Origin of the sequence: Arenibacterium halophilum (genome assembly GCF_005938225.1) — a bacterium.
GTDB classification, from domain to species: Bacteria; Pseudomonadota; Alphaproteobacteria; order Rhodobacterales; family Rhodobacteraceae; genus Arenibacterium; species Arenibacterium halophilum.
On record NZ_VCPC01000002.1, the window covers coordinates 483,712 to 497,547 of the forward strand.

The following is a 13,836-nucleotide window of genomic DNA, read 5'->3' on the forward strand; positions in this document are numbered from 1 at the left end:
TAATCGGAGACCTATTTCATGTCGATGTCCAAAGGCGGTCGAAAGATCGGTTCCATCTTCTTCACGATTGCAATTGTCATCACGGTCGTGATCGCCTCGGTTGTCGGCACGACATCCTTCATCGAGATGCGATCAGGCGCCGAATTGTCGGAAGAATTCGTCGCCGACATGGCTCGCCTTGAAAGCACGCTGGTGGCCGACAATCTGGCCGGCGCCGTCAAATTCGGCAAGGTAGAACCGATCCAGCAAACCTTCTACGATATTGCGCATGACTCTCAGGGGCAGGTGATCGGAACCCTCGCCATGTCAGCCGATGGAACTGTGCTGGCCGTCTCGGACGACGGCCGCCAGATCGAAGCCGGGCTGGTCGAGTCGGCAGAACAGGCTCTTGCCTCAGGCGAAATTGCGACGGCTCAGGGTGGTCACTGGATTGCCGTTCCAATTCGATATGGCGCAAACAATGATGTAATCGGTGTGATTTCGAATGCCTGGTCGCCTGAATTTCTTCAGGAGCGTTTTAACGAAAAGCTGGTGTTCGCCCTGTTGATGGCGGGCTTGGCATCGGTCCTGGCTATCGCAGCTGCGCTCTTTGTTTTCGGGCGCTTGATCGTCCGGCCTTTGACGCAAAGCCGCAAGGTCATCGTAGCCATCAGCGACTCTGATTATTCAGTAGAGATAAGTGGCGAAAAGCGAAACGACGAAATCGGCGATATCAACCGCGCGGTAAGCGTTCTTCGCGACAAGCTCGCCAAAGCGCACGCTGGACAAGAAGAAGCGTTGTTCAAAAGCACTGCTTTCATGGGCTGCAACTCGTCCATCATGATCGTCGATCCCGATCTCGTGATCCGCCATGCCAACGACAAGATGTACGAGCTGTTTGATAACCTCTCGGACGCGATGGCAAAGATGGCGCCCAAGCTTGATATCAAGAACCTTGTCGGGCAGTCTGCGGGCGTCTTCCACAAGAATACGCAGAACATTCGCAGCCTGCTTGAAAACCAGGGCGGTAAGCCTCTGTCGACCATCATCAAGTTTGGCGAAAGCCGAATTTCACTCACCATCAGCGCGATCGACTCTGAAGACGGCGTGCGCGCGGGCTATGTTCTTGAGTGGGCTGACATCACAACGAACTGGTACAATGGCGCCGTGATCGACGCGATTGATGCGAACCAGATGAAAGCCGATTTTGATATCTCCGGCGCATTCATCGCTGCCAATGCACCTTTCCTTGAGGCGGTCGAAGCGTCTCAAGACTCACTGAACGGTACCAAACTGTCTGGTATTGCAACGCCGACGGACTCGGGCATGACCATTGATGCGGTGACCCGTACGGTTCTGGAAAGCGGCGCCTTTGCAGGTAAGATCAAGTTCCAGTCCAAAAACGGCCCGGTCATTTGCTCGGACGGCAGCCTGACCTGCGTCCGCGACCATACCGGAAAGCCAATCCGCTTCCTTTGGCTCGGGCGCGATGTGACAACCGCCGAGAACGAGATCGAGGCCGCCCGGGCACAGCGCCGCGAAGCGGAACGCAATCAAACCGAAGTCGTAGAGGCGCTCCGCGTAGGGCTGAGCAAACTGAGCGGTGGAGATCTTACCGCGTCAATCGATAAACCCTTCTCGGGAACTTATGAGGAGCTTCGCGGCGACTACAACCGCACAGTCGAAACTCTCGCCAACGCTCTGGGCGAAATCGCCAAGAATGCCGAGAATATTCACAACGAAGCCAGCGAAATCAGCAGCACGGCTGATGGCTTGTCGCGCCGGACGGAAAGCACCGCGGCAACGCTCGAGCAGACTGCAGCTGCGCTCGACGAACTGACCTCCTCTGTCAACGCCGCCGCAAGCGGAGCTGCCCGGGCGGATGAAGCCGTGACGGCCGCCAAGGCGAACGCTGAGGACAGTGGCAAAGTGGTCCTTGATACTGTTTCGGCCATGGATCAGATCGCTGAGTCCTCTGACCGGATCACTTCGATTATCAAGGTGATCGACGACATCGCGTTTCAGACCAATCTTCTTGCCCTCAACGCCGGGGTCGAAGCCGCACGCGCTGGCGATGCCGGTCGGGGCTTCGCGGTGGTCGCCTCGGAAGTACGGGCACTTGCCCAGAGGTCGTCGGATGCCGCGCGTGAAATTAACGATCTAATCGCGAAAAGTGGCACTCAGGTTAAAACAGGCGTGGATCTTGTGGGTCGAACCGGCAAGGCACTGCAACAAATCGTAGAATCCGTTTCCGAGATTTCCAGCCTGGTATCTGATATCGCGACGTCGTCACGTCAGCAGTCGGCAAGCTTGTCTGAAATCAACAGCTCGGTCGCAGACCTCGATCAGTCGACGCAGCAGAACGCAGCACGGCTCGAGGAAACGACGGCGGCCAGTGAGTCCCTTCGTAATGACTCGGTAAAATTGGTTGATACGGTTTCTCATTTCAAGATTTCGAGCTCCACACGCGAGACCAATGGTGTTGTGAGCGGAGCCAATCGCCAGCCCCGCGATACCAACCGCTCAGGCCACGAAGCCAGCGAAACGCGTGCGCCCGCGCCGAAAAGAGTGGTCGGCGCTCAGGCCACAAGCGCGCAATGGGAAGATTTCTAATGCCTATGTCGCTGAAGCAGATGGTAGACGAATTGTTCAAACGCTCCACACAGCGAGAGCTTTGGCCGAAAGATAGAGCGAGCTTCGCGATATGCGCATCGAACACGTAATTCAAGGAGAGTTCAAGGCGTCCGACGATCCTGAGGTCACACTTACGACTATTCTCGGATCTTGTGTTTCAACATGCCTTTTTGATGCAATAGCGGGTGTAGGGGGAATGAATCATTTTCTGTTGCCAAAAGGTGATAGCGGAGCATCTGTTCAAAATCGTTACGGACTTCTTGCAATGGAGCTCTTGATAAACGAGCTTTTGAAAATGGGTGCAAGCAAATCGCGGCTTCAGGCCAAGCTATTCGGTGGTGCAATGATGGATAGTCGTCTTGGCCGAATAGGAGATGAAAACGGAAGATTTGCACTGGCATTTCTGGAGAATGAAAATATTCCTTGCATTTCCTCCAGTCTTGGGGGGACGGCTGCTAGGCGTGTGCGATTTACTCCTTCGAGTGGTGCGGCTCAACAAATGCTTATCGCTGACCATGTCGAGAAGGTTCCGGAACCAGTTGTCGAAGTTGGTCGGGCGGTCGATAGCGATATCACATTGTTCTAGGAGATCCGAATGAGTGTTTCAAAGATCGAACTAAGTGAAAAACTCGACCAGCGTAGCCTCCAGAGTTTATTCTTTAACTTAAAGGCGAAGGTCGGGCAGCCGGTTGAACTGGGCACAAGTCAGGTCCGGCATCTTGGCGGGCAATGCGCACAGGTATTAGTCGCCGCGGTGCGCAAGTGGAGCGCAGATGGTATCGAACTTTCGTTTGAAGAAACCGAAAGCTTTGTATCTATCGTCAGAAATCTTGGTCTTGAAGACGAGATTTTTCTGAAAGGAAGTGAGAGATGAGCACAAAAGTTTTGGCGATCGACGACTCGAGAACCATCCGCGAAATGTTGAAGCACACTCTATCAAGTGGTGGCTTCGATGTTCTATTGGCCGAAGACGGTCTGGACGGTGTTGAGAAGTTGGAAAATTTTAATCCGGATTTGGTCATAACGGATATTAATATGCCGCGCATGGATGGTTTTGGTGTGATAGAAGCAATTCGCCGTACTGAGAAGTTCAATGGCCTTCCGATATTGGTGCTGACTACCGAAAGCGCCCAGGAACTTAAAGAACGAGCGAAAAAGAGTGGTGCGACGGGTTGGATTGTCAAGCCATTTGATGATGAAAAACTGATTGGAACAATTCGCCGGATTACGGTGTAGGAGATTGAGATGAGTGCTTCGGCAGAAATTCGCCAGACCTTCTTCCAGGAGTGTGATGAGCTTTTAGAAGCGCTTGATGACGGTTTGTACGAAATCGACCAAGGCGTCGCAGATGGAGAAGTTGATGCCGAAACTGTAAATGCGGTGTTTCGATCTGTTCATTCAATAAAGGGTGGTGCTGCAGCATTTGGGTTGGATGACCTTGTGCATTTCGCACATCAATTCGAAACAGTTCTCGATGTGATGCGCGATGGCCAGCTTGTCCCAAATGAAGATGTGATGAAGGTGTGCCATCGCGCAGCCGATCATCTGAGCGATCTCGTCGCAGCAGGCCGTGATGAACGTGTGCTTGAAGGAAGCACGGGCGCTGATCTAATCAAGAAGCTGTCTGAGATTGGTGGACGTGAGGCGACAACTGGCAGCTCGGAGCAGCAATCCGTGGACGCCGGCGTCAGCTTTCAACCACTTGGCTTGTCTTTGCCGATGGATTTTACTTTTGAGGAGCCCGCTGAAAATGATTTCTCGATACAATTAATTCCTAGCGCCAGCCTTTATTCCAGTGGAAACGATGTTTCATTCCTACTTCGCGAGCTGATCGAACTGGGCGAAGTGAAAGTTTCTGTCGATACATCGGAGCTTCCCGATTTCGATGAGATGGATTGCAGTGATGCCTATTTTAAATGGTCGATCGACTTGCGTACAACGGAAGCCGCTTCGTCTGTTCGGGATGTTTTTGAGTTCGTCGATGGCATGTGTGAACTGGACGTTACGTCGCGGGAGCCAAGCGCGAAGCCGTCTGGAGAGACAGAAGAAGAAGATGATGACGGCCCGCCGGCGCTACCTTTGCTTAATGGCGCGAGCGAACCCGACGCTGTCGAACCGCCGAGACAACAGTCCGGCAGAAGCGAAGGTAAGGACAAGACCGGCGCTCAATCCGGGCCGAAAGCTACGGTACGGGTCAATCTCGATCTTGTTGACCGTCTCATTAATATGGTTGGGGAGCTTGTTATCAATCAGGCAGTTCTAACCCAGTGCATCGACGATGCTGGGTTATTGGACCGAGGCGATCTAGCCACGAGCCTTGCCGAATTCAAAAATCTCGCCCGTGACATCCAAGAGAGTGTCATGGCCATCCGGGCACAGTCTGTAAAGCCGCTCTTCCAAAGGATGGCACGAATTGTACGCGAAGCTGCGGAGTTATCGGGCAAGGATGCTGATTTCCAGACCGAAGAAGAAACTACCGAAGTCGATAAAACGATCATCGAACGTCTGGTAGATCCGCTGACTCACATGATCCGAAATGCTGTGGACCATGGCCTTGAATCCCGTGACGACAGGATCGCCGCTGGAAAGCCGGATCAAGGAACGATCATGTTGTCTGCCGCGCACCGTTCCGGTCGTGTCCTGATCGAGGTCTCCGATGACGGAGCCGGGATCAACCGACCCAAGGTTCTGAAAATCGCAACCGAAAAAGGCCTGGTTTCCCCTGATGCCCAGTTGAAGGATTCGGAGATTGACAATCTATTGTTCATGCCGGGCTTCTCAACCGCAGACAAGGTGTCGAACTTGTCCGGGCGCGGCGTTGGCATGGATGTGGTCAAAAGCGCGATCCAGAAGCTGGGTGGGCGGGTGAATATTCAGTCCACGCCGGGGAAGGGAACGACGATGTCGATCAGCCTTCCGCTGACGCTGGCTGTTCTGGACGGAATGGTTGTTGATGTGGCTGGGCAGACGATGGTTGTTCCGATCACGGCGATCGTCGAAACGCTTCGACCGAAGGCGGGCGACATTCACAGACTAGGTGCGGAAACATCTGTGGTCTCGGTGCGCAATAACCTTGTGCCGATCATCGATTTGGGCGTGGTTTTCGGACATCGATCTCAACCTATGGCCATCTCTGACATGGTCCTTTTGCTCGTCGAGTCAGACAACGGTACAAGTTGGGCGCTCGCCGTCGATCAGATTTTCGATCAGAGGCAGGTTGTTATTAAGGGTCTTGAAACGAACTACGGGCATGTTCCCGGTGTCGCCGCGGCCACGATATTGGGTGACGGTAATATCGCATTGATCATCGATCCCGAGGAAACCGCGCATCGCAACGGACCAGTGATCGATCAGCGTGATTTGGCTCTTTTTGACGAGGTATCTTGATGTCGGACCCTGCAGTATCGAACAACTCTCTTCGGGAACTGGTTACGTTTCGGGTGGGTGATCAGGATTTCTGTATCGACATCATGATGGTACGGGAAATCCGTGGGTGGACGCCTGCTACTCTCCTGCCGCATGCGCCAAGCTATGTACTTGGTGTGATCAACTTGCGCGGTTCGGTGGTGCCCATCGTGGATCTTGCCGCTCGGCTTGGCCTTGCACCCTCTGTGCCCGACCCCCGCCATGTCATAGTGATCGCCGTTGTGGGCACGCAGACTGTTGGATTCCTGGTAAATGCGGTGTCGGACATCATGGGGATTGATCAGGCTGACGTGCAACCAACCCCGGATGTGACATCAGAGGTTACACGCGCCTTTATCGAAGGGGTTATCGTGACGGATGAACGTATGCTGAGGGTCATCGACATCAAGACTGTGCTGCCCAAATGCATGGAGAGTGAAGACGCGCAATGACGAGCGTACCCGCTATCTCTGCCGAGCCCGCTCTGGCACGCGATGTGGAATACACATCTGGCGATTTTCAGCGGATCGCCAATCTTTTGAGGGAGCTTTCCGGGATCAGAATGCCTCCCTCGAATGAGGCACTGGTTTTCTCGCGCCTGTCAAAGCGTGTCAAACGGCTTGGGTATACGAGGTTTTCTGACTACGTCGACTTGATTGCAGGCGATGCCGAAGGCGAAGAGCGCGACGCCATGATTGAGGCTTTGACTACGAACACGACGCGATTTTTTCGCGAGGCGCATCACTTCGAGACCGTTGAAAGCGACTTGATGCCGGAAATTGTTCAAAGGTTAAAGCAAAACGACCGAATTCGCCTCTGGTCGGCTGGGTGCTCTTCCGGAGAAGAGCCGTATAGTTTGGCTGCGACCGTCGTGAAGTCATGCGCTGATGTGGCACAGTTCGATTTAAAAATTCTCGCGACGGATATTGACAGAAGTGTGATCAAAAAAGCCACCGCGGCACAATATCGTTCGGATAGCTGCTCTGCCGTTCCTGAAGAATACGCCAAAATCCTGTTCGATGGCCCCGTTGCCGAGCGTGACTACGTCGGCATTCACCCTCAGGTCAAATCCATGGTCACTTTCCGTTATCTGAACTTCATGGAGCCTTGGCCCGTACGGGGGCCTTTCACCGCGATTTTTTGCAGGAATGTAATGATTTACATGGAAGAAGAAACACAGGCGCAGGTTTGGTCGGGGCTTGCATCTGTACTGGAACCAGGCGGTTACCTGTTTATCGGACATTCCGAACGGGTAGGCCCAGAACTCAAAGGGTCACTCGAAATGATCGGCACAACAACGTTTCGCAAGATTTGATGCAGCGGCTGCAAAAGGAAGAAAATTAATGGCCCTTCGCGATTCTCTCTCGATCCTTATCGTTGATGACATGTCGACCAGCCGTAGTCTCATAATTATGGCGTTGGAAGAAATCGGGTTGAAAAAGCTTGATTTCGCCAAGGATGGTAAGGACGCACTTCAATCCCTCGCCAAGCGCCCGGCGCATCTTATCATTTCGGATTACAATATGCCTGGAATGGATGGACTCCACCTGTTGCAAGCTCTGCGTCAGAACCGGGCGACCCAGGGCATTGGGTTCATCTTGGTGAGCGGAAAGGTCAATCAGACGATCATCGATACCGGACGTAAACTCGGCATGAATAACTTCATACAAAAGCCGTTCACAACCGCGCAAATGCGTGACTGCATACAAGCGGTTACCGGGCCACTGTAATCGTGACGCATGGTCCGAACATTGGCCCAAGACCACTGTCATTTTTCCTGACCCGGTTTGCGGAAGAATTGCGCATTCTAAAGTCTGAAGGGCAGACGGTCGAAGAGGCAATCGGCGAATCGCTCCTTGAAGGGGTGGCGAACCCGCGCGACACACTCGCCAACCTTCAGAAGATTGATCTGGTCGTGCAGTCGCTGGGTGAACTGTCGACCTATCTAGAGACAATGGTAATCTCTTTGCCCATCGATCCAGAGCTGAACATGGACGATGCATTCAGACAGATCACCCTGCGTGATCTTGCGCGGACTTTGTCTGGTGGGTGGCGAAAGCCTGTGGTGGATTCTGCCGGCGAGACAACAGGCGAGGTAGAGTTGTTTTAACTTGCGGGGCTAGAATCAGGGCGCCAATATCCAAATTTTGTTTGTCTGCCTTGGCTGTTCCGTTGGGAGGCGTCGCTTGCCCTGTTAGCTTGTTTCACGTCTGCCTTCCCATACCCGATATTCAACAGAAAAACTTTTGGGCCAAATCACAAAAAACGCGATAATAACCGTATGATTGGAATTTTATGTGAATTGGGTGCCGCTATACTCAAGCATTTTCCTTTGGTCTTGCGCGGGGGTGAGGGTGGTATCACCTTCTCCCCTTAGAGTCCGCGTTCAAAAGTTAGCTGTTTTCAGGGTTTGGTCCTCTTCCGACCGTTTGTGAAACTTCCGCGGGGTAAGCCCGTCGAGGCTGGTGTGGTGGCGGTGGTGATTGTAGTCGTCGCGCCAGGCCGAGATAAGCTCCCGGGCGTGGCGCAGGTTGGCGAACAAGTGCTCGTTGAGGCACTCGTCCCTCCAGCGGCCATTGAAGCTCTCGACGACGCCGTTCTGCATGGGCTTGCCCGGCACGATGTAATCCCATTCCGCTTGGCGATCCTCTTGCCATTTCAGCATCGCGTTCGAGGTCAGCTCGGTTCCGTTATCGCTGAGCACCATGCAAGGATGGCCGCGCATCCCGGCGCTCCGATCCAGTTCGCGGGCAACGCGGTGTTCCGACAGCGAAGTGTCGACCACAGTCGCCAGGCATTCTCGGCTGAAGTCGTCGATCACGCAGAGGATGCGGAACCTTCGGCCGTCCGACAGCGTGTCTGATACAAAGTCGAGCGACCATCGTTGGGTTGGCCCGTGCGGGATTGTCATGGGCGCGCTGGTCCCGATCACGCGCTTGCGTCCGCCCCGTTTGCGGACGGTTAACCCTTCCTCGCGGTGGAGCCGGTAGAGCTTCTTCCAGTTCGCCTCCCAGCCCTCGCGCTTCAGCAGGATATGCAGGCGGCGATACCCGAACCGTTGCCGCTCGGACGCCAGCTCCCTCATCCTGACGCGCAGCTCCGTGTCAGCCGGATGCTTCGATGTGCGCCGATAGACACGCGGATCGATTCCTGCCAGCGCACAGGCGCGCCGCTGCGAACAGCTATTCTCTTTCATGGCCCCTCCTCTCGGCAGATTTGGCTTTGCCAAATCGCCTGCCGGGCACCTCGCACAGCCTTCCTCCTCGAACATTCGCCATTGTCGCACGGACCAATGGCGCGACAAGGCTCAACCTCACAAATATTTTCCGAGCATCTCTTTCAGTGCTGCCACATCCATCATCTGCTCGGCCAATATCTTGTTGAGCTTCGTGTTCTCGGCTTCGAGCGCCTTCAGCCGCTTCGTTTCGGCGACCTCCATGCCGCCCTACTTGCACCGCCAGTTGTAGAAAGTCGCGTCGCTGATCCCGTGCTTGCGGCACAGATCCGGCGCGCTCATGCCTGCCTGATGCTCCTTCAGAATACCAATTATCTGCGCTTCGCTGAACCGCGATCTCTTCATCGTCTGTCTCCTCAGTGGGAGAACAGGCTAACCTCAAATCGAGAACTTTTCAGGGGAGCATGTCAGGACGGCAACCCTGTGCGTTGCCCTCAGAAATCGCAATCCTCGCCAGCGGCGTGTGCGGATGGTCGCTTGGCTGGAATACACCTGTCTCGCATCGAATATCGTATCGAGTTTGCCGCGCAAATCGGCAGGTCGTTTTCGGTTTCGGTCCAGATTTGCGTGTCGTGAATATCAACCGGCGACGGATACGTTCGCGTGCGCCTTTGTTGTCATACACGAATGGGGTGCGGCGGAAGCTGCGGAAGACCCGGCGACCAAGCGTTTTCACGAAGGCTGCCTCTGCCATACATGATCTGGTTAGGCGGAACCGAGTCTGGGCAACCGGGTCGGGCTGCCTAGCCTCAGGCGGTAAACGGATCTTCTGGGTAGCCGACCGATTGCAGGTACAGCCCCTGCGGTGGGCAGACGGGGCCACATGCCGCCCGGTTCCGGGCCTCCAGCGCCGCGGTTACATCGTCCGGGCTCCAGGCGCCTGCGCCGACGCGCTCTAACGTGCCGACAAAGCTGCGCACCTGGTTGTGCAGGAAGGACCGTGCGCGCAGTTCGAACCGGGCTTCGGGGCCCGAGACGCCCTGGGAAAGCGAAACAGTGAAGGAATCCAGCGTCTTGACCGGGCTGGCGGCCTGGCAGATCGACGACCGGAACGTGGTGAAATCGTGCCGCCCGATCAGCCGGTCGGCGCCGGCCTGCATCGCCGCGATGTCCAGCTCACGTGAAACCTGCCAGACCTGTCCCGCATCGTGCACGGCAGGGGCGCGCCGCATCAGCAGGCGGAACAGGTAGCGCCGTTCCACGGCCGAGAACCGCGCGTGCCAGTCCTCGTTTACGGCGGCGCAGGCGGTGATCGCGACCGGCGCGGGTTTCAGGTGGAAATTCAGCGCCTCCGACAGGCGGAACGGATCCCAGTCGCGGGCCATGTCGCAATGGGCTACCTGGCCGATGGCATGCACGCCTGCATCGGTGCGCCCGGCCGCGGCGATGGTATGGGCACGCGGTTCCAGACGCGCCAGCGCGGCCTCGATCGCGCCCTGAACCGAGGGCTGATCGGCCTGACGTTGCCACCCGGCAAAGGGCGCGCCGTTGTATTCGATTTTCAACGCATAGCGGGGCATTGCGTCGACGTATCGCGGGGCGCGGTGCGGGGCAAGCCCGCTAAGGGCTGGCATCGGTCGCACGCAGGCCCTATTTACCGGGGAACGCGAAGGCAAACCAACCGGGGCAGGGCGCAGCAGGTGGGACTATCGACACTGGCCGACACGGTGCTGCGCAGCGCCGGCAACCTGGGCGATGGGGTCGCGGGCCTTGTGGGCGACACCACGATCCGGCTGGGCGTGACCGGGCTGGCGCGCTCGGGCAAGACGGTGTTCATCACCTCGCTGGTGGCCAACCTGATCGAACGGGGCCGGATGCCGGGGCTGGTGGCGGCGCAGGACGGGCGCATCGTCGCGGCCTATCTGCAACCCCAGCCTGACGATACTGTCGCGCGGTTCGCCTACGAATCGCATCTGTCGGACATGACGGGGCCTGATCCGCGCTGGCCCGACAACACCAAGGCGATTTCGGAACTTCGCCTGTCGCTGCGGGTGCGCCCTTCGGGGTTGCTGGCCGGGGTTCAGGGCGCGCGCACGGTGCATCTGGATATCGTGGATTACCCGGGCGAGTGGCTTCTGGACCTGGGACTGCTGGACACCAGCTATGCCGATTGGTCGCGCGACAGCCTTGCCCGTATGGGCACCCAGCCCGAAGCGCGCGATTTCATGGCCCAGGCCAAAGCGGTGGACGCGTCAGAGAAGCTGGACGAACCCCGCGCCAAGGCGCTCGCGCAGGCGTTCACCGAGGCGCTGGACCAAGCACAGCAAGCTGGCCGCGCTCATGCCACGCCGGGTCGGTTCCTGCTGCCGGGCGATCTGGCGGGGTCGCCGGTGCTGACATTCGCGCCCGTGCCAAGGCCCGAGACCACGCCGCGCGGCTGCCTCTGGCTTGAGATGGAGCGCCGGTTCGAGGCGTATAAATCCAAGGTGGTGATGCCGTTTTTCCGCGATCATTTCGCACGGATCGACCGGCAGGTGGTGCTGGTCGATGCACTGGGGGCGATCCGGCGCGGGCCCGAGGCGGTGGCCGAGATGCGCCGTAACCTGGCCGACCTGCTGCGCGCCTTCCGGCCCGGGCGCAACGGGTTCCTGTCGCGCCTGCTGCGCGGGCGGCGGGTTGACAAGATCCTGTTCGCCGCCACCAAGGCCGACCATCTGCACCACACGCAGCACGCCCAGCTGACCGCGATTGTCGAAACGCTGGTGCGCGATGCCCGGGAACGCGCGCGCTTTGCCGGGGCCGAAACGGGGGCCATGTCTCTGGCCTCACTCCGGGCCACGACGGAAGAGATGCGCCAACACGATGGCCGCGAATTGCCCTGTGTGCGCGGGCGGTTGCAGGATGGCCGACAGGCCGCGCTTTACCCCGGCGCCTTGCCCGAGGATCCGAATGCGATTTTCCACGACAATGCGGGCGATTGGCTGGATGGCTTCGACGCACTCGATTTCGCGCCCGCCCCGCTGACGTTGCGCCCCGGCGATGGCCCGCCGCACATCCGGTTGGACCGGGCGGCGCAATTCCTGTTCGGAGATCAGCTATGACCCCGAATTTGCGCGCCGCCCGGGCCGAAGACGCGAGTGCGCTGGGCCAGATCCTGTTTCAGTTCCAGCATCAGCACGATTGGATGCCCGAGCTGTATACGCAGGACGATTGCGAACATTTCTGCGCCACGATGATCGCGCGCGGCTGGGTGACTGTGGTGTGCTCCGGACACGATGTACGCGGGTTCATGGCGCGCGACGGGGCCGAAATTTGCGCGCTGTATCTGGCCGGGCGCTCCACCGGGCGGGGCATTGGCACCGCGCTGATTGACCATGCCAAGGCGACCGAGACGCAGCTGTGGCTGCGCTGCGCGGCCGCCAATGCCAGCGCCTGCCGGTTCTATCGTCGGCACGGGTTTGTCGAGGCCGCCCGCAGCGGAGGCGAAAGCAATGAAGAAAACATCCCCGACATCCTGTACGTCTGGCCGCGCGAGGCCCTGGCATGAGTAAGGGGCCGGTGATCTTCGATCTGGACGATGCGCCGCGTGATGATGCGGCGGATGTGGTCACGGCGCCTGCCGTTCCGGACGAACCGGGCGGACCACAGGGGCAGGCAGTGCAGATGGCGGCGCGGCTGGCGGTGCGGCGCCCGTCGCGGCTGCTGCGCTGGGCGTTCGGGCTGGCAGGGGCGGCGCTGGGGGCGGTGATCTCGGTCGCGGCGTGGGATTTCGTGCTGGGCCTGCTGGCGCGGGCGCCGGTGCTGGGCTGGATCGTCTCGGCCATCCTTGCGGCGCTGCTGCTGGTGTTGCTGGTCATCGCCCTGCGCGAACTGGCCGCGCTGGGGCGGCTGGGCCGCATCGACGGGTTGCGGCAGGCCGGCGCAATGGCGCGCGCAGATGCCGACCTCGACGGCGCGCGCCGCGTTGTGGACCGGCTGGTCGCTTTTTACGCGGGGCGCGATGATGTGTCCTGGGGGCGTAACCGGCTGCGCGAACGCGCCGCCGACCAGTTCGATGCCGATGCCCTGCTGAACCTGGCCGAGGCCGAGCTGCTGGCCCCGCTGGACGCCGCCGCACAGCGCGAGGTCGAGGCGGCGGCGCGTCGCGTTGCCACCGTGACGGCGCTGGTGCCGCTCGCGCTGGCCGATGTGATGGCGGCGCTGACATCGTCGCTGTCGATGATCCGGCGCATTGCCGAAATCTATGGCGGGCGCTCGGGGCTTGTGGGCAGCTGGCGGCTGACGCGGGCGGTGTTTGCCCATCTGGTCGCCACGGGCGCAGTGGCTGTCGGTGACGATCTGCTGGAGCCGGTTCTGGGCGGAACCGTTCTGGCGCGGCTTTCGCGCCGCTTTGGCGAGGGGCTGGTGAATGGCGCGCTGACCGCGCGGGTCGGCGTGGCCGCGATGGAAGTCTGCCGCCCTTTGCCGTTCAGCGAAACCCGCCAACCCCGCGCGCGCAGCATCGTGCGCCGCGCGCTGACGGGGCTCTTCGCGCGCGAATAGGGCGCGCAGGCGCCAAGGCAAATTCAGCCTGGCGAACTTTTCGTGATCGAAAAAAGTGAAACTCGGCCCTCCCGGCCTGCGTGACTGCGCGTGCATACACA

Annotated in this window: 13 protein-coding genes and 1 pseudogene; 12 read left to right on the plus strand and 2 right to left on the minus strand. The window is 58.3% G+C overall.

Going from position 1 to position 13,836, the window contains the following annotated elements:
- The first annotated feature begins 18 nt into the window (after window positions 1-18).
- The 9 genes from FGK64_RS09065 to FGK64_RS09105 all read left to right on the plus strand — a co-directional run bounded on the left by FGK64_RS09065 (window position 19) and on the right by FGK64_RS09105 (window position 8,128).
- A complete protein-coding gene (locus tag FGK64_RS09065) occupies window positions 19-2,592 on the plus strand; it encodes a methyl-accepting chemotaxis protein (RefSeq protein WP_138863491.1) in 2,574 nt (857 codons plus the stop codon).
- A gap of 91 nt (window positions 2,593-2,683) precedes the next feature.
- Window positions 2,684-3,199 carry a chemotaxis protein CheD gene (locus FGK64_RS09070; RefSeq protein ID WP_138863492.1) on the plus strand — a complete coding sequence of 172 codons (516 nt, stop codon included), beginning with the start codon at window positions 2,684-2,686 and terminating at the stop codon, window positions 3,197-3,199.
- A 9-nt stretch (window positions 3,200-3,208) separates the two neighbouring features.
- Complete coding sequence (locus FGK64_RS09075) at window positions 3,209-3,487, plus strand: hypothetical protein (RefSeq protein WP_138863493.1); 279 nt, start codon at window positions 3,209-3,211, stop codon at window positions 3,485-3,487.
- Window positions 3,484-3,849: a response regulator gene (locus FGK64_RS09080; protein ID WP_138863494.1), complete on the plus strand. Its 366-nt coding sequence runs from the start codon at window positions 3,484-3,486 to the stop codon at window positions 3,847-3,849. The genes FGK64_RS09075 and FGK64_RS09080 overlap by 4 nt, the downstream gene beginning before the upstream one ends.
- Before the next feature lie 9 nt (window positions 3,850-3,858).
- The gene (locus FGK64_RS09085; protein ID WP_138863495.1) at window positions 3,859-6,000 is read left to right on the plus strand and encodes a chemotaxis protein CheA; all 2,142 of its coding nucleotides are present in this window, start codon (window positions 3,859-3,861) and stop codon (window positions 5,998-6,000) included.
- A complete protein-coding gene (locus tag FGK64_RS09090; protein WP_138863496.1) occupies window positions 6,000-6,470 on the plus strand; it encodes a chemotaxis protein CheW in 471 nt (156 codons plus the stop codon). The genes FGK64_RS09085 and FGK64_RS09090 overlap by 1 nt, the downstream gene beginning before the upstream one ends.
- Window positions 6,467-7,333, plus strand: a complete 867-nt coding sequence (locus FGK64_RS09095) for a CheR family methyltransferase (protein ID WP_138863497.1) — start codon at window positions 6,467-6,469, stop codon at window positions 7,331-7,333. The genes FGK64_RS09090 and FGK64_RS09095 overlap by 4 nt, the downstream gene beginning before the upstream one ends.
- A 28-nt stretch (window positions 7,334-7,361) precedes the next feature.
- Complete coding sequence (locus tag FGK64_RS09100; RefSeq protein ID WP_138863498.1) at window positions 7,362-7,748, plus strand: response regulator; 387 nt, start codon at window positions 7,362-7,364, stop codon at window positions 7,746-7,748.
- Between the two features lie 2 nt (window positions 7,749-7,750).
- A complete protein-coding gene (locus FGK64_RS09105) occupies window positions 7,751-8,128 on the plus strand; it encodes a hypothetical protein (protein WP_138863499.1) in 378 nt (125 codons plus the stop codon).
- 276 nt (window positions 8,129-8,404) lie between these two features.
- On the opposite strand, the pseudogene FGK64_RS09110 reads toward FGK64_RS09105, so the two are convergent.
- Both FGK64_RS09110 and truA read right to left on the minus strand, forming a co-directional pair.
- Window positions 8,405-9,598, minus strand: a pseudogene (locus FGK64_RS09110) (IS3 family transposase).
- A 404-nt stretch (window positions 9,599-10,002) separates the two neighbouring features.
- Window positions 10,003-10,773 (minus strand): tRNA pseudouridine(38-40) synthase TruA, encoded by a 771-nt coding sequence (gene truA / locus FGK64_RS09120; RefSeq protein ID WP_138863501.1) that lies wholly within the window; start codon window positions 10,771-10,773, stop codon window positions 10,003-10,005.
- Window positions 10,774-10,893: 120 nt separating this feature from the next.
- On the opposite strand from truA, the gene FGK64_RS09125 reads away from it, so the two are divergent.
- Genes FGK64_RS09125 through FGK64_RS09135 form a run of 3 tightly spaced genes read left to right on the plus strand, consistent with a single transcriptional unit; the run spans window position 10,894 to window position 13,735 of the window.
- Complete coding sequence (locus tag FGK64_RS09125; RefSeq protein ID WP_138863502.1) at window positions 10,894-12,294, plus strand: YcjX family GTP-binding protein; 1,401 nt, start codon at window positions 10,894-10,896, stop codon at window positions 12,292-12,294.
- Window positions 12,291-12,740, plus strand: a complete 450-nt coding sequence (locus tag FGK64_RS09130; RefSeq protein WP_138863503.1) for a GNAT family N-acetyltransferase — start codon at window positions 12,291-12,293, stop codon at window positions 12,738-12,740. Before FGK64_RS09125 ends, FGK64_RS09130 begins: the two co-directional genes overlap by 4 nt.
- Entirely contained in the window at window positions 12,737-13,735 is a 999-nt protein-coding gene (locus tag FGK64_RS09135) for a YcjF family protein (protein WP_138863504.1), read from the plus strand. The genes FGK64_RS09130 and FGK64_RS09135 overlap by 4 nt, the downstream gene beginning before the upstream one ends.
- The last annotated feature ends 101 nt before the right edge of the window (window positions 13,736-13,836 follow it).

Coding starts and splice junctions, on each gene's coding strand:
- truA (WP_138863501.1), bottom strand. CDS start 10,773: ATGCCCCGCTATGCGTTGAAAATCGAATACAACGGCGCGCCCTTTGCC.
- FGK64_RS09095 (WP_138863497.1), top strand. CDS start 6,467: ATGACGAGCGTACCCGCTATCTCTGCCGAGCCCGCTCTGGCACGCGAT.
- FGK64_RS09080 (WP_138863494.1), top strand. CDS start 3,484: ATGAGCACAAAAGTTTTGGCGATCGACGACTCGAGAACCATCCGCGAA.
- FGK64_RS09135 (WP_138863504.1), top strand. CDS start 12,737: ATGAGTAAGGGGCCGGTGATCTTCGATCTGGACGATGCGCCGCGTGAT.
- FGK64_RS09085 (WP_138863495.1), top strand. CDS start 3,859: ATGAGTGCTTCGGCAGAAATTCGCCAGACCTTCTTCCAGGAGTGTGAT.
- FGK64_RS09100 (WP_138863498.1), top strand. CDS start 7,362: ATGGCCCTTCGCGATTCTCTCTCGATCCTTATCGTTGATGACATGTCG.
- FGK64_RS09090 (WP_138863496.1), top strand. CDS start 6,000: ATGTCGGACCCTGCAGTATCGAACAACTCTCTTCGGGAACTGGTTACG.
- FGK64_RS09075 (WP_138863493.1), top strand. CDS start 3,209: ATGAGTGTTTCAAAGATCGAACTAAGTGAAAAACTCGACCAGCGTAGC.
- FGK64_RS09065 (WP_138863491.1), top strand. CDS start 19: ATGTCGATGTCCAAAGGCGGTCGAAAGATCGGTTCCATCTTCTTCACG.
- FGK64_RS09070 (WP_138863492.1), top strand. CDS start 2,684: ATGCGCATCGAACACGTAATTCAAGGAGAGTTCAAGGCGTCCGACGAT.
- FGK64_RS09130 (WP_138863503.1), top strand. CDS start 12,291: ATGACCCCGAATTTGCGCGCCGCCCGGGCCGAAGACGCGAGTGCGCTG.